31 protein-coding genes are annotated in these 16,218 nt (G+C 63.8%); all 31 read left to right on the top strand.

The features are described 5' to 3' along the window. The first annotated feature begins 1 nt into the window (after nucleotide 1). Complete coding sequence (gene rpsJ, locus KU884_RS15155; protein WP_167783414.1) at nucleotides 2-316, top strand: 30S ribosomal protein S10; 315 nt, start codon at nucleotides 2-4, stop codon at nucleotides 314-316. A gap of 73 nt (nucleotides 317-389) precedes the next feature. Next, a complete protein-coding gene (gene rplC, locus KU884_RS15150; RefSeq protein WP_167783413.1) occupies nucleotides 390-1,046 on the top strand; it encodes a 50S ribosomal protein L3 in 657 nt (218 codons plus the stop codon). Next, nucleotides 1,046-1,648 carry a 50S ribosomal protein L4 gene (gene rplD / locus KU884_RS15145; protein WP_167783412.1) on the top strand — a complete coding sequence of 201 codons (603 nt, stop codon included), beginning with the start codon at nucleotides 1,046-1,048 and terminating at the stop codon, nucleotides 1,646-1,648. The genes rplC and rplD overlap by 1 nt, the downstream gene beginning before the upstream one ends. Further along, nucleotides 1,645-1,941 (top strand): 50S ribosomal protein L23, encoded by a 297-nt coding sequence (rplW, locus tag KU884_RS15140; protein WP_167783411.1) that lies wholly within the window; start codon nucleotides 1,645-1,647, stop codon nucleotides 1,939-1,941. The genes rplD and rplW overlap by 4 nt, the downstream gene beginning before the upstream one ends. 27 nt (nucleotides 1,942-1,968) lie before the next feature. Then, entirely contained in the window at nucleotides 1,969-2,805 is an 837-nt protein-coding gene (rplB, locus tag KU884_RS15135; RefSeq protein ID WP_167783410.1) for a 50S ribosomal protein L2, read from the top strand. Nucleotides 2,806-2,823: 18 nt separating this feature from the next. Beyond that, complete coding sequence (gene rpsS / locus KU884_RS15130) at nucleotides 2,824-3,099, top strand: 30S ribosomal protein S19 (RefSeq protein ID WP_167783409.1); 276 nt, start codon at nucleotides 2,824-2,826, stop codon at nucleotides 3,097-3,099. A 9-nt stretch (nucleotides 3,100-3,108) separates the two neighbouring features. Then, the gene (gene rplV, locus KU884_RS15125) at nucleotides 3,109-3,441 is read left to right on the top strand and encodes a 50S ribosomal protein L22 (protein WP_167783408.1); all 333 of its coding nucleotides are present in this window, start codon (nucleotides 3,109-3,111) and stop codon (nucleotides 3,439-3,441) included. An 11-nt stretch (nucleotides 3,442-3,452) separates the two neighbouring features. Continuing rightward, nucleotides 3,453-4,136 carry a 30S ribosomal protein S3 gene (rpsC, locus tag KU884_RS15120; protein ID WP_167783407.1) on the top strand — a complete coding sequence of 228 codons (684 nt, stop codon included), beginning with the start codon at nucleotides 3,453-3,455 and terminating at the stop codon, nucleotides 4,134-4,136. Nucleotides 4,137-4,148: 12 nt separating this feature from the next. Next, nucleotides 4,149-4,562, top strand: a complete 414-nt coding sequence (gene rplP / locus KU884_RS15115; RefSeq protein WP_167783406.1) for a 50S ribosomal protein L16 — start codon at nucleotides 4,149-4,151, stop codon at nucleotides 4,560-4,562. Then, entirely contained in the window at nucleotides 4,562-4,765 is a 204-nt protein-coding gene (gene rpmC, locus KU884_RS15110) for a 50S ribosomal protein L29 (protein WP_167783405.1), read from the top strand. The genes rplP and rpmC overlap by 1 nt, the downstream gene beginning before the upstream one ends. Further along, entirely contained in the window at nucleotides 4,762-5,025 is a 264-nt protein-coding gene (gene rpsQ, locus KU884_RS15105; RefSeq protein WP_167783404.1) for a 30S ribosomal protein S17, read from the top strand. Before rpmC ends, rpsQ begins: the two co-directional genes overlap by 4 nt. A gap of 61 nt (nucleotides 5,026-5,086) precedes the next feature. After that, complete coding sequence (gene rplN, locus KU884_RS15100; protein WP_167783403.1) at nucleotides 5,087-5,455, top strand: 50S ribosomal protein L14; 369 nt, start codon at nucleotides 5,087-5,089, stop codon at nucleotides 5,453-5,455. Nucleotides 5,456-5,469: 14 nt separating this feature from the next. Then, nucleotides 5,470-5,790: a 50S ribosomal protein L24 gene (gene rplX / locus KU884_RS15095; protein ID WP_167783402.1), complete on the top strand. Its 321-nt coding sequence runs from the start codon at nucleotides 5,470-5,472 to the stop codon at nucleotides 5,788-5,790. Nucleotides 5,791-5,797: 7 nt separating this feature from the next. Further along, complete coding sequence (rplE, locus tag KU884_RS15090) at nucleotides 5,798-6,337, top strand: 50S ribosomal protein L5 (protein ID WP_167783401.1); 540 nt, start codon at nucleotides 5,798-5,800, stop codon at nucleotides 6,335-6,337. A gap of 11 nt (nucleotides 6,338-6,348) precedes the next feature. Continuing rightward, complete coding sequence (rpsN, locus tag KU884_RS15085; RefSeq protein ID WP_167783400.1) at nucleotides 6,349-6,654, top strand: 30S ribosomal protein S14; 306 nt, start codon at nucleotides 6,349-6,351, stop codon at nucleotides 6,652-6,654. Between the two features lie 46 nt (nucleotides 6,655-6,700). Further along, nucleotides 6,701-7,096, top strand: a complete 396-nt coding sequence (gene rpsH, locus KU884_RS15080; RefSeq protein WP_167783399.1) for a 30S ribosomal protein S8 — start codon at nucleotides 6,701-6,703, stop codon at nucleotides 7,094-7,096. Between the two features lie 16 nt (nucleotides 7,097-7,112). After that, on the top strand, nucleotides 7,113-7,646 hold the full coding sequence (gene rplF / locus KU884_RS15075) for a 50S ribosomal protein L6 (RefSeq protein ID WP_167783398.1): 534 nt from the start codon (nucleotides 7,113-7,115) through the stop codon (nucleotides 7,644-7,646). Between the two features lie 14 nt (nucleotides 7,647-7,660). Continuing rightward, nucleotides 7,661-8,014 (top strand): 50S ribosomal protein L18, encoded by a 354-nt coding sequence (rplR, locus tag KU884_RS15070; RefSeq protein ID WP_167783397.1) that lies wholly within the window; start codon nucleotides 7,661-7,663, stop codon nucleotides 8,012-8,014. 15 nt (nucleotides 8,015-8,029) lie between these two features. Beyond that, complete coding sequence (gene rpsE, locus KU884_RS15065) at nucleotides 8,030-8,530, top strand: 30S ribosomal protein S5 (RefSeq protein WP_167783396.1); 501 nt, start codon at nucleotides 8,030-8,032, stop codon at nucleotides 8,528-8,530. A 2-nt stretch (nucleotides 8,531-8,532) separates the two neighbouring features. Further along, complete coding sequence (gene rpmD, locus KU884_RS15060; RefSeq protein ID WP_167783395.1) at nucleotides 8,533-8,721, top strand: 50S ribosomal protein L30; 189 nt, start codon at nucleotides 8,533-8,535, stop codon at nucleotides 8,719-8,721. A gap of 1 nt (nucleotide 8,722) precedes the next feature. Beyond that, a complete protein-coding gene (gene rplO / locus KU884_RS15055; protein ID WP_167783394.1) occupies nucleotides 8,723-9,157 on the top strand; it encodes a 50S ribosomal protein L15 in 435 nt (144 codons plus the stop codon). 35 nt (nucleotides 9,158-9,192) lie between these two features. Further along, nucleotides 9,193-10,524, top strand: a complete 1,332-nt coding sequence (gene secY, locus KU884_RS15050) for a preprotein translocase subunit SecY (protein WP_167783393.1) — start codon at nucleotides 9,193-9,195, stop codon at nucleotides 10,522-10,524. A gap of 103 nt (nucleotides 10,525-10,627) precedes the next feature. Then, nucleotides 10,628-10,741: a 50S ribosomal protein L36 gene (gene rpmJ / locus KU884_RS15045; RefSeq protein ID WP_167783392.1), complete on the top strand. Its 114-nt coding sequence runs from the start codon at nucleotides 10,628-10,630 to the stop codon at nucleotides 10,739-10,741. Nucleotides 10,742-10,813: 72 nt separating this feature from the next. After that, nucleotides 10,814-11,176: a 30S ribosomal protein S13 gene (rpsM, locus tag KU884_RS15040; protein WP_167783391.1), complete on the top strand. Its 363-nt coding sequence runs from the start codon at nucleotides 10,814-10,816 to the stop codon at nucleotides 11,174-11,176. 51 nt (nucleotides 11,177-11,227) lie between these two features. Next, nucleotides 11,228-11,617 (top strand): 30S ribosomal protein S11, encoded by a 390-nt coding sequence (gene rpsK, locus KU884_RS15035; RefSeq protein ID WP_167783390.1) that lies wholly within the window; start codon nucleotides 11,228-11,230, stop codon nucleotides 11,615-11,617. Between the two features lie 16 nt (nucleotides 11,618-11,633). Then, nucleotides 11,634-12,254, top strand: a complete 621-nt coding sequence (gene rpsD / locus KU884_RS15030; protein WP_167783389.1) for a 30S ribosomal protein S4 — start codon at nucleotides 11,634-11,636, stop codon at nucleotides 12,252-12,254. Between the two features lie 45 nt (nucleotides 12,255-12,299). Further along, nucleotides 12,300-13,298: a DNA-directed RNA polymerase subunit alpha gene (rpoA, locus tag KU884_RS15025; RefSeq protein WP_167784283.1), complete on the top strand. Its 999-nt coding sequence runs from the start codon at nucleotides 12,300-12,302 to the stop codon at nucleotides 13,296-13,298. Nucleotides 13,299-13,341: 43 nt separating this feature from the next. Beyond that, nucleotides 13,342-13,746 (top strand): 50S ribosomal protein L17, encoded by a 405-nt coding sequence (gene rplQ, locus KU884_RS15020; protein ID WP_167783388.1) that lies wholly within the window; start codon nucleotides 13,342-13,344, stop codon nucleotides 13,744-13,746. A gap of 190 nt (nucleotides 13,747-13,936) precedes the next feature. Further along, entirely contained in the window at nucleotides 13,937-14,665 is a 729-nt protein-coding gene (locus tag KU884_RS15015) for an S-adenosyl-l-methionine hydroxide adenosyltransferase family protein (RefSeq protein WP_167783387.1), read from the top strand. Nucleotides 14,666-14,696: 31 nt separating this feature from the next. Continuing rightward, the gene (locus tag KU884_RS15010; protein ID WP_167783386.1) at nucleotides 14,697-14,969 is read left to right on the top strand and encodes a DUF6489 family protein; all 273 of its coding nucleotides are present in this window, start codon (nucleotides 14,697-14,699) and stop codon (nucleotides 14,967-14,969) included. Between the two features lie 171 nt (nucleotides 14,970-15,140). After that, nucleotides 15,141-16,124: a malate dehydrogenase gene (locus KU884_RS15005; RefSeq protein ID WP_167783385.1), complete on the top strand. Its 984-nt coding sequence runs from the start codon at nucleotides 15,141-15,143 to the stop codon at nucleotides 16,122-16,124. The last annotated feature ends 94 nt before the right edge of the window (nucleotides 16,125-16,218 follow it).

Here is a 16,218-nt window from a genome sequence, read left to right as displayed (position 1 = left end):
TATGGCTACGAATCAGAAAATCCGTATTCGTCTCAAGGCGTTCGACCACCGACTCATCGACGTTTCCGCCGGCGAGATCGTGGAAACCGCCAAGCGGACCGGCGCGCAGGTGCGTGGGCCGATTCCGCTGCCGACGAAGAAGGAACGCTACACGCTGCTGATCTCCCCGCACGTCAACAAGGACGCGCGGGATCAGTACGAGATCCGGACGCACAAGCGGCTGATGGACATCATTGACCCCACGGACAAGACGGTCGACGCGCTGATGAAGCTCGACCTGGCCGCCGGGGTGGATGTCCAGATCAAGCTGTACTGAAGCGTTACGCTAAGCAGGGCCCGGCCGTGCCCATCGGCATGGTGAGGGCTCTTTGTCTCTGGAAGAGGTAACGATGGCTATCGGAATCGTCGGTCGTAAACGCGGCATGACGCGCATTTTCACGGAATCCGGGGCAGCAGTGCCGGTCACCGTGATCGAGGCGACGCCGAACCGTGTCACGCAACTGAAGACTCAGGACGTGGACGGTTACTCTGCCGTGCAGGTGACTACTGGCACGCGCCGCCCGAACCGGGTGACCAAGCCGGAAGCGGGGCACTTCGCCAAGGCCGGCGTCGACGCCGGACGCGGCCTGTGGGAATTCCGCCTCGGCGACGGCGAGGAGCCGGCATTCGAGGTGGGTGGCGAAATCAAGGTGGACCTGTTCGAGGCCGGCCAGCATGTGGACGTGCGCGGCGTGAGCAAGGGCAAGGGGTTCCAGGGGGGGGTGAAGCGTCATAACTTCGCCACCCAGGACGCCACCCACGGGAACTCGAAATCCCACCGTGCGCCTGGCTCCATCGGGCAGAACCAGTCGCCTGGTCGCGTCTTCAAGGGCAAGAAGATGGCGGGCCAGATGGGGAACAAGAGCGCCACGCAGCCGAATCTGGAAATCGTGCGCGTGGACGCCGAACGGAACCTGCTGCTGGTCAAGGGCGCGGTTCCGGGCCCCACGGGTGCCGATGTCATCGTGCAGCCGACGGTCAAGGCCGGCAGCGGGAGGGACAGCTGATGGATCTTCAGACCCAGAGCGGCAGCAAGGTCACGGTCTCCGACCACGCCTTTGACCGCGAATTCAACGAGGGCCTGGTGCACCAGGTGGTGGTCGCCTACATGGCGGGCGGCCGTGCCGGCACCAAGGCGCAGAAGAGTCGTTCGGACGTCAGCGGCGGCGGTTCCAAGCCCTGGCGGCAGAAGGGCACCGGGCGTGCCCGCGCCGGGACCATCCGCAGCCCCATCTGGCGCAGCGGCGGCAAGACCTTCGCGGCGCGTCCGCGGGACTTCTCGCAGAAGGTCAATCGCAAGGCCTACCGTGCGGCCATTAGCAGCATCTTCTCCGAGCTCGCTCGGCAGGACCGGTTGGTGGTGGTGGACAGCTTCGACGTGGACGCGCCGAAGACCAAGGGCCTGATTGCGAAGCTGGGCGACCACGGTGTGGACAATGTGCTCATCGTCACCGAGCAGCCGTCCGAAAATCTGCTGCTGGCGTCCCGGAACCTGGCGGGCGTCGGCGTCACCGACCCGGCGGCGCTGGATCCGGTCAGCCTGGTGGGTGCCGAGAAGGTGGTGATTACGGTGGATGCCCTCAAGCGGGTCGAGGAGTGGCTGTCATGAATCAGGAACGCATGTACAACATCCTGCTGGCGCCGCACGTCTCGGAGAAGAGCACCATCGTCGCCGAAGACGGCAACCAGGTGGTGTTCCGGGTCAAGCGGGACGCCAACAAGGCCGAGATCAAGACCGCAGTGGAACAGCTGTTCGACGTCAAGGTCCGGCAGGTGCGCACGGCGCTGATCAAAGGCAAGGAAAAGGGCTTCGGCCGTATCAAGGGCAAGCGCCCGGACTGGAAGAAGGCCTACGTGGCCCTGGAGGCCGGCCAGGATATCGATTTCCTGGGCGGCGAATAACGAACGCTTAGCGACGGATGTAAGACCATGGCACTGCTCAAGGCGAAACCGACATCTCCGGGGCGCCGCTTTGTCGTCCAGGTGCGTAACGACGAACTTCACAAGGGTGCTCCCTATGCGCCGCTGGTGGAGAAGAAGTCCCGCACCGGTGGCCGTAATAACGCCGGCCGGATGACCACGCGGCACCGAGGCGGTGGTCACAAGCAGCGGTATCGGGTCATTGACTTCAAGCGCGACAAGGACGGGATCCCCGCCAAGGTGGAGCGCCTGGAGTATGACCCGAACCGCAGCGCGAATATCGCGCTGGTACTTTATGCGGACGGCGAGAGACGGTATATTATCGCGCCTCGCGGCCTCCGGGCCGGCGCGGAGATCAGCTCCGGGAACCAGGCGCCGATCAAGCCGGGCAACACGCTGGCCCTGCGCAGCATCCCGCTGGGCACCCAGGTGCACTGCGTGGAAATGCGGCCGGGCAAGGGTGCACAGCTGGCCCGCGCGGCCGGGACGGCGGCGCAGCTGGTGGCCCGCGAAGGCAATTACGCCACCATCCGCCTGCGCTCCGGCGAGATGCGCAAGGTTCCGGCGGACTGCCGGGCCACGGTGGGCGAGGTAGGCAACCAGGAACACAGCCTGCGCTCTCTTGGCAAGGCGGGCGCCACGCGGTGGCGCGGTCGTCGCCCTCATGTTCGCGGCGTGGTCATGAACCCGGTGGACCATCCGCACGGCGGTGGTGAAGGGCGAACCTCCGGCGGCCGTCACCCGGTGACGCCCTGGGGCATCCCCACCAAGGGATACAAGACGCGCAGCAACAAGCGGACGGACAAGTTCATCGTCCGTGCGCGCGGCAAGAAAAAGCGCAACTAGTAGCGAGAGGTCGTATTCGTGCCACGTTCAATCAAGAAGGGCCCGTTCGTTGACACCCACCTGCTTAAGAAGGTCGATCAGGCGGTGGAAGCGAACTCGAAGCGGCCGATCAAGACCTGGTCGCGCCGGTCCATGGTGCTGCCGGACATGGTGGGTCTCACCATTGCCGTGCATAACGGGCGCCAGCATGTGCCGGTGCTTATCAACGAGAACATGGTTGGTCACAAGCTCGGGGAGTTCGCGGCAACGCGGACTTACCGGGGCCACATGGCCGACAAGAAGTCCAAACGGTAGGGGTGACCCATGGAAGTCGCAGCGAAGCACAGGTATGCCCTGATCTCGCCGCAGAAGGTGCGGCTGGTCGCCGATCAGATCCGGGGTCAGTCAGTAGGCAAGGCTTTGCAGACCCTTGAGTTCAGCCCCAAGAAGGCCTCCGCCGTGGTGCGGAAGGTGCTCATGTCGGCCATCGCCAACGCCGAGCACAACGAGGGTGCGGACATCGACGAGCTTCTGGTGTCGTCCATCTACGTTGATGAAGGGCCGATGTACAAGCGGATCCAGGCGCGCGCCAAGGGCCGCGCGAACCGGATCCTCAAGCGCACCAGCCACATCACCGTCAAGGTGGCTGAGGAGTAACGGGAGCAGTCATGGGTCATAAAGTTCACCCGACCGGATTTCGTCTGGGCGTCACAGAAGACTGGCGTTCCATGTGGTATGCCAAGAACTCTGATTTCGGCGAGTTCCTGAATACCGACCTGAAGGTGCGGGCGTTCATCAAGAAGAAGCTCTCGCATGCCTCGGTGAGCACCATTCGGATCGAGCGCCCGGCGAAGAACGCCCTGGTCACCATCCATACGGCGCGCCCGGGGATGGTCATCGGCAAGAAGGGCGAGGACATCGAAGTCCTGCGTCAGGAAGTCAGCCGCCTCATGGGTGTGCCGGTGCACATCAACATCGAGGAAGTGCGCAAGCCGGAGCTGGATGCGCAGCTGGTCGCCGAGAACGTGGCCCAGCAGCTGGAGCGGCGGGTGATGTTCCGCCGCGCGACCAAGCGGGCCGTGGGCAACGCCATGCGGCTGGGTGCCCAAGGCATCAAGCTGAACGTCTCCGGTCGGCTCAACGGCGCCGAGATCGCACGGACCGAATGGTATCGCGAAGGCCGGGTGCCGCTGCACACGCTGCGCGCCAATATCGATTACGGCTTCGCTGAAGCGCACACCACCTACGGGGTTATCGGTGTGAAGGTCTGGGTGTTCAAGGGCGAGATTCTGGAGCCGGAGTTCTTCCAGAAGGGCGAAGGCAAGGCCGAACGCGCCGGCGCCACCAAGTAAGGATCAATAGCCATGTTGCAACCGAAGCGGACGAAATTTCGCAAGCAGCAGAAGGGCCGGAATTACGGACTCGCGAACCGGGGCGACAAGGTCAGCTTCGGCGAGTTCGGCATGAAGGCCACCACCCGCGGGCCGGTGACGGCGCGGCAGATTGAGGCGGCGCGACGCGCCATCAACCGTTACGTGCGTCGTGGCGGCAAGATCTGGATCCGCGTGTTCCCGGATTACCCGGTAACTGCGAAGCCCCTGGAAGTCCGCCAGGGCAAGGGCAAGGGTAACGTCGATCACTGGGCGGCGCGTGTGCAGCCCGGTCGCGTGCTCTACGAGATCGAAGGCGTGTCCGAGGAAGTGGCCCGCGAGGCGTTCCGCCTGGCGTCGGCGAAGCTCCCGGTCAAGACGCGATTTGTTTCCCGGACGGTGCTGTGATGAAAGCAAGCGAACTGCGGCAGAAAGAGGTCGGCGAGCTCGAGAAGGAGCTGCTGGAAAAGCGCAAGGAGCAGTTCAACCTGCGCATGCAATCGGCCACCGGTCAGCTTGGACGGCCCGATCTGGTGAAGAGTGCGCGCCGTGACGTGGCGAGGATCAAGACGGTGCTGAACGAAAAGCGCAAGGCGAGTGAGCAGTCATGAGTGACGGACAGAAGACACGACGCACCCAGGTCGGCCGTGTGGTCAGTGCCCGGATGGACCGCACCGTGACGGTGTACCTCGAGCGGATGGTGAAGCATCCGTTGTACGGCAAGTTCATTCGCCGCTCGACCAAGCTGCACGCGCACGACGAGAACAACGAATGCCGCGAGGGCGACTGGGTATCCATCGAGGAATGCCGGCCGTTGTCGAAGACCAAGTCCTGGCGGCTGGTGGAAATTGTGGAGCGGGCCCGGCGCTGAATGCGGCGCAGGATACGGCTGCGGCGGTAGCCCCAGGAACAACGGAATCGGGTAGAACGCGATGATTCAGATGCAGACCCTGCTGGATGCGGCCGACAACAGCGGTGCGCGACAGGTCCAGTGTATCAAGGTCCTCGGCGGCTCCAAGCGCCGGTACGCCGGCATTGGCGACATCATCAAGGTGAGCGTCAAGGACGCCATCCCGCGGGGGCGGGTGAAGAAGGGCGAGGTGTACAACGCCGTTGTGGTTCGCAGTCGCAAGGGGGTCCGCCGGCCGGATGGTTCGGTGATCCGTTTCGACGGCAACGCTGCGGTGCTGCTGAACGCCCAGTTCAACCCGGTCGGCACCCGCGTGTTCGGGCCGGTCACCCGCGAACTGCGGACGACGCAGTTCATGCGAATCATTTCGCTGGCACCTGAAGTGCTTTGAGCGGAGAGACGGTCATGCAGAAGATCAAGAAGGGCGACGAAGTCATCGTGGTCGCCGGCAAGGACAAGGGCCGCCGCGGCACTGTCGTGCGCGTGATGCGCGACGACAACAAGGTGGTGGTCGAGAACGTCAACATGGTCAAGCGTCACATGCGGGGCAACCCGCAGCGTGGCGAGTCCGGTGGGATCCAGGAGAAGGAAGCGCCGGTGGATCTGTCCAACGTGCAGCTTTACAACCACAAGGCAGGCAAGGGCGACCGTGTTGGCATCAAGGTGATGGAGGACGGCCGCAAGGCGCGTTACTTCAAATCCAATAACGAATTCGTCGACGTGTAGGTGTCCCATGGTGAGGTTGCAGGAGCAATACAGGAACGAGGTGATGCCGCAGCTGCGGTCTCAGTTCGAGTACCGGAACGTGATGCAGGTGCCTCGGATTACCAAGGTGACCATCAACATGGGGCTGGGCGAGGCGGTCAAGGACAAGAAGATCGTTGATCACGCCATGTCCGATCTGGCGGCGCTGGCCGGCCAGCAGCCGACCATCACCTATACGCGGAAGTCCATCGCCGGGTTCAAGATCCGGGACGGCTGGCCCATCGGCTGCAAGGTGACGCTGCGGCGGGACCGCATGTGGGAGTTCCTGGACCGGTTCATTCATGTGGCGGCGCCGCGCATCCGCGACTTCCGGGGCTTTTCGCCGAAGTCGTTCGACGGCCGGGGGAACTATAACCTGGGCGTGCGTGAGCAGATCATCTTCCCGGAACTGGAATTCGACAAGGTCGACCGCATCCGGGGCATGGATATCACGATCACGACCACCGCGAATACAGACGCGGAAGGCCAGGCGCTGCTGGAAGCGTTCGGCTTTCCCTTCCGGAAATAGACGAGGGCGATATGGCGAAAAAGTCCATGGTGGCGCGTGAAGACAAGCGCACACGGCTGGTGCGGAAGTACGCAGCGAAGCGCAAGGCGCTCAAGGCCGTGATCCAGAATCCGGAATCAAGTCCGGAAGAGAAGCTGGAGGCCCAGGAGAAACTGCAGAACATGCCGCGCAATGCCAGCCCGGTGAGGCAACGTAACCGGTGCCAGGTCACTGGCCGGCCGCGGGGCTATTACCGCAAGTTCGGGCTGTCGCGCAATAAACTGCGGGAAGCCGCGATGAGCGGCATGATTCCGGGGCTGACCAAGTCGAGCTGGTAATCGCCGTCCACATTCCCGGAACAATGACAGAGCAGGAACGTACATCATGAGCATGACCGATCCCATTGCGGATCTGCTGACGCGGATCCGCAACGCGCAGACCGCCAACAAGGCCGAGGTGACCTTGCCCTCTTCCAAGCTCAAGCAGGCCGTTGTCGGCGTGCTGAAGGAAGAGGGTTATATCGAGGACTTCCGGGTTGAAGGCGACGATAAGAAGCCCCAGCTGGTCATCGGCCTGAAGTACTTCCACGGCGAGCCGGTCATCGAGCGGATCCAGCGGGTGAGCCGGCCGGGACTGCGCATTTTCAAGGACAAGGCATCGCTGCCCAAGGTTAACGGCGGCCTCGGGGTCGCCATCATTTCCACCTCGCGGGGCGTGATGACCGACCATAAGGCCCGCACGACGGGTATCGGCGGCGAAGTCCTTTGTGAGGTCTTCTAAAGACAGGATTATTGGCATGTCCAGAGTAGCGAAGCAGCCGATCAATATCCCGTCCGGTGTCGAGGTGAAACTCGACGGCAAGGACGTGACGGTGAAGGGCAGCAAAGGCGAATTGCAGTTCCGCATCCACCAGGACGTCGACGTCGTCCAGGAGGAGGGTGAGCTGCGCTGCAGGCCCCTGAAGGACCGCCAGGGCACGATCGCTCTCGCCGGAACCACGCGTGCCATCCTTAACAACATGGTGCACGGGGTGTCCGAAGGTTTCGAGCGCAAGCTCGAGCTGCGCGGGGTCGGTTACCGGGCCCAGAGTCAGGGCAACAATCTGAATCTCACGCTTGGTTTCTCCCACCCGGTGAACTATGCGGTGCCGGACGGCGTGACGGTGGAGACGCCGTCGCAGACGGAAGTTGTCGTCAAGGGCATCGACAAGCAGCGCGTGGGTGAGGTGGCGGCGCAGATCCGTGCCTACCGCCCGCCGGAGCCCTACAAGGGTAAAGGTGTGCGGTATGCCGGGGAGCGCGTCGTCATGAAAGAAGCCAAGAAGAAGTAGAGCAGGTAGGGATCATGGACAAGAAGACATCACGTCTGCGCCGCGCCCGCAAAGCGCGGATGAAGATCCGCGAGCTGGGAACCTACCGGCTGAGCGTCCACCGGACGCCGCGGCACATCTATGCCCAGGTGCTGGAGGCCGATGGCAGCCGCACCGTGGCCACTGCCAGCACGCTGGACAAGGAGCTGCGCAGCTCCGTCTCCGCCACCGGCAACACCAGTGCGGCGGAGGCAGTGGGCAAGCTCATTGCCGAGCGCGCCAAGGCCGCAGGCGTCGAACGCGTCGCGTTCGACCGCTCGGGGTTTCGCTACCACGGCCGCGTGCGTGCGCTGGCCGACGCCGCCCGTGAAGGCGGACTGCAGTTCTAACGGAGGCATCAACCGATGGCGATGAACGACAGCAATACCGACGGCCTCCAGGAAAAGCTCATCACGGTGAACCGTGTTGCGAAGGTCGTGAAGGGCGGCCGGCAGTTCGGCTTCACCGCCTTGACGGTGGTCGGCGACGGCGAGGGACGCGTGGGCTTCGGTTATGGCAAGGCGCGTGAAGTGCCGGCGGCCATCCAGAAGGCGATGGAGAAGGCCCGTGTGAACATGGTGACCGTCAAGCTCGACGGCGGCACGCTGCAATATCCCATCACCGCCCGCCACGGCGCCAGCAAGGTGTTCATGCAGCCGGCCTCGGAAGGTACCGGGATCATTGCCGGGGGCGCCATGCGCGCGGTGTTCGAGGTCATGGGCGTGCACAACGTCCTGGCGAAGAGTCTTGGTTCCCGCAATCCCATCAACGTGGTGCGGGCGACGGTGAATGGTCTTTCCGCCCTGCGGGCGCCCGAAGAGGTTGCCGCCAAGCGCGGCAAGACCGTTGAAGAGATTCAGGGTTGATCATGGCCAAGGAAAAACAGCTCAAGGTAACGCTGCGCCGCAGCGTCAATGGTCGCACCGCCAGGCATCGCGCCTGCGTCTCGGGCCTGGGCCTGCGCCGCATGCACCACACGGTGACGGTGACGGACACCCCCGAGAATCGCGGCATGATCAACAAAGTCGCGTACCTGCTTGAAGTCGAGGAAGCCTGACATGCGCCTGAACAGTCTCAAACCCGCACCCGGCAGCCGCAAGGATCGGATCCGCGTCGGTCGCGGCCTGTCCGCAGGCCATGGCAAAACGGCCGGCCGCGGTCACAAAGGGCAGCACGCGCGCTCCGGTGGTTACACCAAGGTGGGCTTCGAAGGCGGGCAGATGCCGCTCCAGCGTCGGGTGCCGAAAAGCGGCTTCCGCTCCCGCAAGTCCCTGGTCACTGCCGAAGTGCGCTTGTCGGAGCTCAAGTATGTCGCCGGCGACACCGTGGATCTGGCAACGCTGAAGGCGGCTGATGTGGTGCCTGCGCAGACGCGCAATGCCAAGATCATTGCCTCCGGCAGTGTCGAGAAGGCGTTGACCATCCAGGGCGTTGGCGTGACCAAGGGGGCCCGCGAGGCAATCGAAAAGGCGGGCGGCACGGTCCAGGACTGACGCCCGATTACCGCATTCCGGCAGGCTGAACCCCAATGTCGTCACTCGGTGGAATCACCAAACTGACCGAAGTCCGCCAGCGCCTCATGTTCGTACTCATGGCGCTGGTGGTCTTTCGTATCGGTACACACCTGACCATCCCGGGCATCGACCAGGAGTCGATGCAGCAGATGTTCGATCAGCAGGCCGGGACCATCCTGGACATGTTCAACATGTTCTCCGGGGGCGCGCTGGAGCGGTTGTCGATCTTTGCCATCGGCATCATGCCGTACATCTCGTCGGCGATTATCATGCAGCTGCTGACGGCGGTGGTGCCGTACCTTGAACAGCTGAAAAAGGAAGGTGAAGCCGGTCGGCGGAAGATCACCCAGTATACGCGCTACGGCGCGCTGGGGCTGGCCACGGTGCAGGGTTTCGGGGTGTCCGTCGCCCTGCAGAATCAGGGTGTGACCCACGCGGGTGCCGCGGCGGGCTTCGATCCGGCGTTCGCCTTCACGGCGACGGTGACGCTGGCCACCGGGACCATGTTCCTGATGTGGCTGGGTGAGCAGATCACCGAGCGGGGCATTGGTAACGGTATTTCGATTATCATTTTCGGCGGCATCGTTGCCGGGCTGCCCGGGGCGATCGGTGGCACTCTGGAACTCGCCCGAACCGGCGAAATGAGCATGCTGCTGGTGTTGGTCCTGCTGGTGGGCGTGCTCTTGATCACGGCGTTCGTGGTGTTCATCGAGCGGGGCCAGCGGCGCATCACCGTGAATTACGCGAAACGGCAGCAGGGTCGCAAGATGGTGCAGGGGCAGAGTACACACCTGCCGCTGAAGCTGAACATGGCCGGGGTGATCCCGCCCATTTTCGCCTCCAGCATCATCCTGTTTCCGGCGACGCTGGGGACCTGGTTCAGTGATCCGGAAGGCCAGGGACTGATCGCCCAGCTGGCGCAGACCCTGCGCCCGGGTGAACCGTTGTACGTGGTGTTCTACGCCACGGCGATCGTGTTCTTCTGCTTCTTCTACACGGCCCTCGTGTTCAATTCGCGGGATACCGCCGACAACCTGAAGAAGTCCGGGGCGTTCATTCCGGGGATTCGGCCGGGCCAGCAGACGGCGAAGTACATTGACGGTGTCATGACGCGGCTGACGGCGGCCGGTGCGGTCTACATCACCGCGGTCTGCCTGTTGCCGGAGTTCCTCATCCTTTACTGGAACGTGCCGTTCTACTTCGGCGGGACCTCGCTGCTGATTATCGTCATCGTGGTCATGGACTTCATGGCGCAGCTGCAGTCCCATCTGGTGTCGCACCAGTATGAGCCGCTGATGAAGAAGTCGAACCTGAAGTCGTTCGGTCGCTCCGGGGCCCCCCGCTGATCCGGGTGTCGGAGTCGGGGCGATCAGGGGACGCATTCTCGCGACGAATCTGATATAGTACGCGCCCTTCGCGTCTGGGCGGTGTGATTTTTGGAGAACGATCATGAAGGTACGCGCTTCGGTCAAGAAGATCTGCAGGAACTGCAAGATCATTCGTCGCGGCGGCACGGTGCGGGTCATCTGCACGGAGCCGCGGCACAAGCAGCGGCAGGGTTAAGCCCGCGCTTGAAGGCAGGCTGATTCATTCGCTAACATTGCGGGTTTTCCGCACAAATCAGGAGTGTCATCCATGGCGCGTATTGCTGGCGTCAACATCCCGGACAACAAGCATGCTGTCATTGCTCTGACGTATATCTACGGTGTCGGTCGTTCGACCGCTGCCGGGATCTGCAAGGAGACCGGGATTGCCGAGGATCGCAAGATCCGGGATCTGGCCGAGCACGAGATCGAAGCGCTGCGCAGTGCCATCGGCAGCAACCAGCTGCTGGTTGAGGGTGATCTGCGGCGCAAGATCGCCATGGACATCAAGCGACTGATGGACCTGGGCTGTTACCGGGGCATCCGGCATCGCCGGGGCATGCCGGTGCGTGGCCAGCAGACACAGACCAACGCCCGCACCCGCAAGGGGCCGCGTCGGGCGGTGCGGAAGTAAACAACGTTCGAGGCCGGCGTCGCCGGCGTCCAGGAGCTGGGATTCATCGCTATGGCGAAAGGTGCAACCCGAACGCGGAAACGCGTCACGAAAACCGTTGTTGACGGCATCGCGCACATCAACGCGACATTCAACAACACCATGATCATGATCACCGACCGTCAGGGCAACGCCCTGAGCTGGGCGAGCGCCGGTGGCAGTGGCTTTCGCGGTTCGCGGAAGAGCACGCCGTTCGCCGCGCAGGTGGCGTCGGACCGCGCGGGCAACGCCGCCAAGGAATACGGCCTGAAGAACCTCGAAGTTCGGGTGAAGGGTCCGGGCCCGGGGCGTGAGTCCGCCGTGCGCGCGCTGAACAACGCGGGCTTCAAGATTACCAACATTGCCGACGTGACGCCGATCCCGCACAACGGGTGCCGGCCTCCGAAGAAGCGTCGCGTCTGACCGACTGGAGCAAAGCATGGCAAGGTATCTCGGTCCCAAGTGCAAGCTCTCCCGCCGGGAGGGGACAGATCTTTCCCTGAAGAGCGGCGTGCGAGCCCTCGACAGCAAGTGCAAGCTGGACACGCCTCCGGGCCAGCATGGCCAGCGGCGTACGCGCCTGTCCGACTACGGTCTGCAGCTGCGTGAGAAGCAGAAGGTGCGCCGCATGTACGGGGTGCTGGAGAAACAGTTCCGCAATTACTACAAGGAAGCCGCGCGCCGCAAGGGCGCCACTGGTGAAGAGCTGCTGCGGCTTCTCGAGGGCCGCCTGGACAACGTGGTCTGGCGCATGGGCTTCGGCTCAACGCGGCAGGAAGCGCGGCAGCTGGTGAGCCACCGTGCGGTGATGGTCAACGGTCGCACGGTGAACGTGCCGTCGTTCCAGGTGTCGCCGGGCGACGTGATCACCGTGCGGGAGAAGGCGCGCAAGCAGTCCCGCATCCAGGCAGCACTGGAACTCGCCCAGCAGTCGGGCTTCGCGGACTGGATCGATGTCGATCCGAGCAAGTTCGAGGGTACGTTCAAGGCACGCCCGGACCGTGGTGATCTGCCGGCCGAAATCAATGAGCATCTGGTGGTCGAGCTCTACTCCAAGTAAGGGTAGAGGCCACCGGTGATTCCCAGAGTCAAAGAGGGCAAGCCGATGCAGGCCCAGTTCCAAGATTTTCTCAAGCCGCGCGTCGTCGACGTAGAGGCCCAGAGTGACACCGCCGCCCGGGTCGTTATCGAACCCCTGGAGCGCGGGTTTGGTCACACCCTGGGGAACGCCCTGCGGCGCATCCTGTTGTCGTCCATGCCCGGGTTTGCCGTGGTGGAAGCCGAGATTGAAGGGGTGCTTCACGAGTACACGGCCATTGAGGGCGTGCAGGAAGATGTGGTCGATGTTCTGTTGAACCTGAAGCAGCTGGCGGTGCGCCTGCATGCGAAGGAAGAGGCGTCGCTGAAGCTGTCGAAGAAGGGGCCTGGCGTAGTGACTGCCGGGGACATTGAAGTCGGCCACGACGTGGAGATCAAGAACCCCGACCTGGTCATCGCGCACCTCACCAAGGCCGGCGAGCTGAACATGACCATCAAGGTGGCCCGGGGCCGTGGTTACGAGGCAGTGACCCAGCGGGAGGACGATGAAGAGCGTCCCATTGGGCGTCTGCAGCTGGATGCCAGTTTCTCGCCCATCCGGCGGGTTGCCTACAGCATCGAGAGCGCGCGTGTGGAGCAGCGGACCGACCTGGACAAACTGGTCATGGAAATCGAGACCAACGGTGTCATCGAGCCCGAGGAGGCGATGAAGTTCGCCGCCGGGCTGCTGCAGAATCAGTTGTCGGTATTCGTGGCGCTGGAAGGCGGGGAAGATTTCGCCGAGCCCACGCGCAAGTCGCCGGAGGTGGATCCGGTGCTGCTGCGGCCCATCGACGACCTGGAACTCACTGTGCGGTCGGCCAACTGCCTCAAGGCCGAAAGCATCCATTACGTGGGTGATCTGGTGCAGCGCACAGAGGTGGAGCTGCTCAAGACGCCGAACCTGGGCAAGAAGTCGCTCACGGAAATTAAGGAAGTCCTGGCCTCGCACGGGCTGTCCCTGGGCATGCGCCTGGAAGAATGGCCGCCCGCCGGCCTGGGCAACCGGGAACAGGCCACGGGCTGATCGCGCCGCTGGCGCGCACCGACGAATCAGAAGGGTATAGGACATGCGTCATCGCAAAGCCGGGCGTCAACTGAACCGCAACAGCAGCCATCGACAGGCCATGTTCCGTAACATGGCGGTGTCGCTGTTCGAGCATGAGGCCATCAAGACGACACTGCCGAAGGCGAAGGAGCTTCGCCGGGTGGCCGAGCCGCTGATTACGCTGGCGAAGGAAGACGGCGTTTCCAAGCGTCGTCTGGCCTTCTCACGGCTGCGTGACAAGGCGGCCGTGGGCAAGCTGTTCAGCGAACTGGGACCGCGTTACAAGGCGCGTCCCGGCGGCTACGTGCGGATCCTCAAGTGCGGCTTCCGCCCCGGGGACAATGCGCCCATGGCGTACGTCGAGCTGGTGGACCGTCCGCAGCCGGTGGAAGAGCCGCAGGACAATCAGGAGGCGGCGGCCGAGTAAGGCGCCGCCAATCTGCCGTCGCACTGAAAACCGGGCCTGACGCCCGGTTTTTTTTGGCCGGAAGGCCGCGGCGGGCGACAATGGCGGACGAGTTGCAGCGGGTCGGGTCACCGCGGGAGCGATCCAGGGCGGCCAGCGGGCGTTGACTGGTTGTGCCGATGTGCGGCAAGGCAAAAGCGGGAGGCGGTGAATGTTCGCGCTGTTCACGGATTTCGGCTGGCAGGGTCCGTACGTGGGGCAACTCAAGGCGGCGCTTTGGCAGCGGGCGCCGGGTATCCCGGTTGTCGATCTGTTGCACGACGCGCCGGCCATGGATCCGCGGGCCGCGGCGTATCTCCTGGAGCCGTTCAGTCGTGAGCTCCCCGAGGGAACAGTGACGGTGGCTGTGGTGGATCCGGGGGTTGGCACGGACCGGGCGGGCTGCGTGATTCATGCCGATGAACGCTGGTACGTTGGGCCGGTAAACGGGCTGTTCGAGTTCGTGGTGAGGCGGGCCAGCGACTGGGCTACGTGGCGCCTTCCCGACGCTCCGGCAGAGGCGGCACCCACCTTCCATGGGCGCGACGTGTTTGCTCCGGCCGCCGCCTCGTTGCTGCAGGGCGATCGCTCGGCACTGTCGCAGCGCCTGGACGAGCGGCCCGGGGAAGAATGGCCGGATGACGTGCCCCGGGTGCTGTATCTGGATCACTACGGGAACGCCATGACCGGCATTCGCGGGAGCATGGTGTCGGACCAGGCGATCCTGGAGGCCGGAGAGCTGCGTTTCCGGGGTGCGCGTACGTTTGCGGACAGCCCTGTCGACCAGCCGTTCTGGTACCGCAACAGTAGCGGTCTGGTGGAAATCGCAATCAACGGCGGTCGTGCCGCGGACACGCTGGGCCTGGCCCCCGGGAGCCGCGTACGCCTCATTCGACCCTGACAGATGCCCGCTTACGACAGGAGTGACAACGATGAAGGTCAACGTGGAAGTTGATGCGACGCCGGAAGAGCTGCGGCGCTTCCTGGGGTGGCCGGACGTGCAGCCACTGCACGACGAAATGCTCAAGATGATCCGCGATCGGATGCAGGCCGGCAGCGAGGGGTATGACCCGCTCAGCCTGATGGCCTCGTTCATGCCGTCGCAGATGCAGAACATGGAGGGCTTTCAGCGCGCGTTCTGGGACGCCTTTGCCGGTGGTTACGGTGGTGGCCACGGGAGCGGCGGCGAGCAGGACAGGAAATAGTGCGGCGACAGCAGCTGTTCGGTGCCGGGGTGTCGTCTGGTATAATCGCCCACCGCAGAACCGCTGCGCTGCAACATTGGTGACGGCGGCGAGTCGAGCAGGCGGGGCAGGGGGCGTTCCATCAGGACGGTACCCTCCCGTCTGAACAGGGGTAACCGACAGGAGTACACCATGAAAGCACCCGTACGCGTTGCGGTCACCGGGGCCGCGGGTCAGATCGGCTACAGTCTGCTGTTCCGGATTGCATCGGGCGACATGCTCGGCAAGGACCAGCCGGTCATCCTGCAGCTGCTGGAAATCACCCCGGCGCTGGAGGCCCTGGGAGGCGTGGTCATGGAGATCGAGGACTGCGCATTCCCGCTGGTCGCCGGCATCGAGACCAGCGACAAGGCGGAAGAGGTGTTCAAGGACGCCGATTACGCGCTTCTGGTGGGTGCGCGGCCGCGCGGCCCGGGTATGGAACGCAAGGATCTGCTGGAAGCCAACGCCGCCATCTTCTCCGTGCAGGGCAAGGCGCTGAACGACGTCGCCAGTCGCGACGTGAAGGTGCTGGTGGTGGGTAACCCAGCCAACACCAACTCGCTGATTGCCCAGCAGAACGCCCCTGATCTGGACCCGGGCCAGTTCACGGCCATGACCCGCCTGGACCATAACCGGGCACTGGCGCAGCTGGCGAACCAGAGCAGTGTTCACACCCAGGACATTACCCGCATGACCATCTGGGGCAATCACTCGTCCACCCAGTACCCGGATATCAGCCATACGCTGATCAAGGGCGAGCCGGCAGCCGACAAGGTCGATCGTCAGTGGTACGAAAACGAGTTCATCCCGACGGTGCAGCAGCGTGGAGCGGCCATCATCAAGGCGCGTGGCGCCTCCAGTGCGGCGTCCGCCGCCAGCTCCGCGGTGGACCACATGCGGACCTGGGCGCTGGGTACCGCCGACGGCGACTGGACCAGCATGGGCATTCCGTCCGACGGCAGCTACGGCATCACCGAAGGCATCATCTATTCCTTCCCGGTGACCTGCAGCAACGGCAAGTACGAGATCGTTCAGGGTCTGGAACTGGACGCCTTCAGCCGTGAGAAGATGCAGGCCACCGAGCAGGAACTGGTGGATGAACGGGACGCGGTGAAGCACCTGTTCCCGAATTGATTCCCCTGACGGGGCTCAACGCCTTGGACTGAACCTTCGGGGCTGAAGCCCCTCCCACCCGGGATAGACTGGTGGGAGGGGCTTCAGCCCCGAT

Origin of the sequence: Aquisalimonas sp. 2447, assembly GCF_012044895.1 — a bacterium.
Lineage (GTDB): Bacteria > Pseudomonadota > Gammaproteobacteria > Nitrococcales > Aquisalimonadaceae > Aquisalimonas.
The sequence above is the reverse complement of the archived record's forward strand: the minus strand, read 5'-3'. Positions and strand labels throughout refer to the sequence as shown.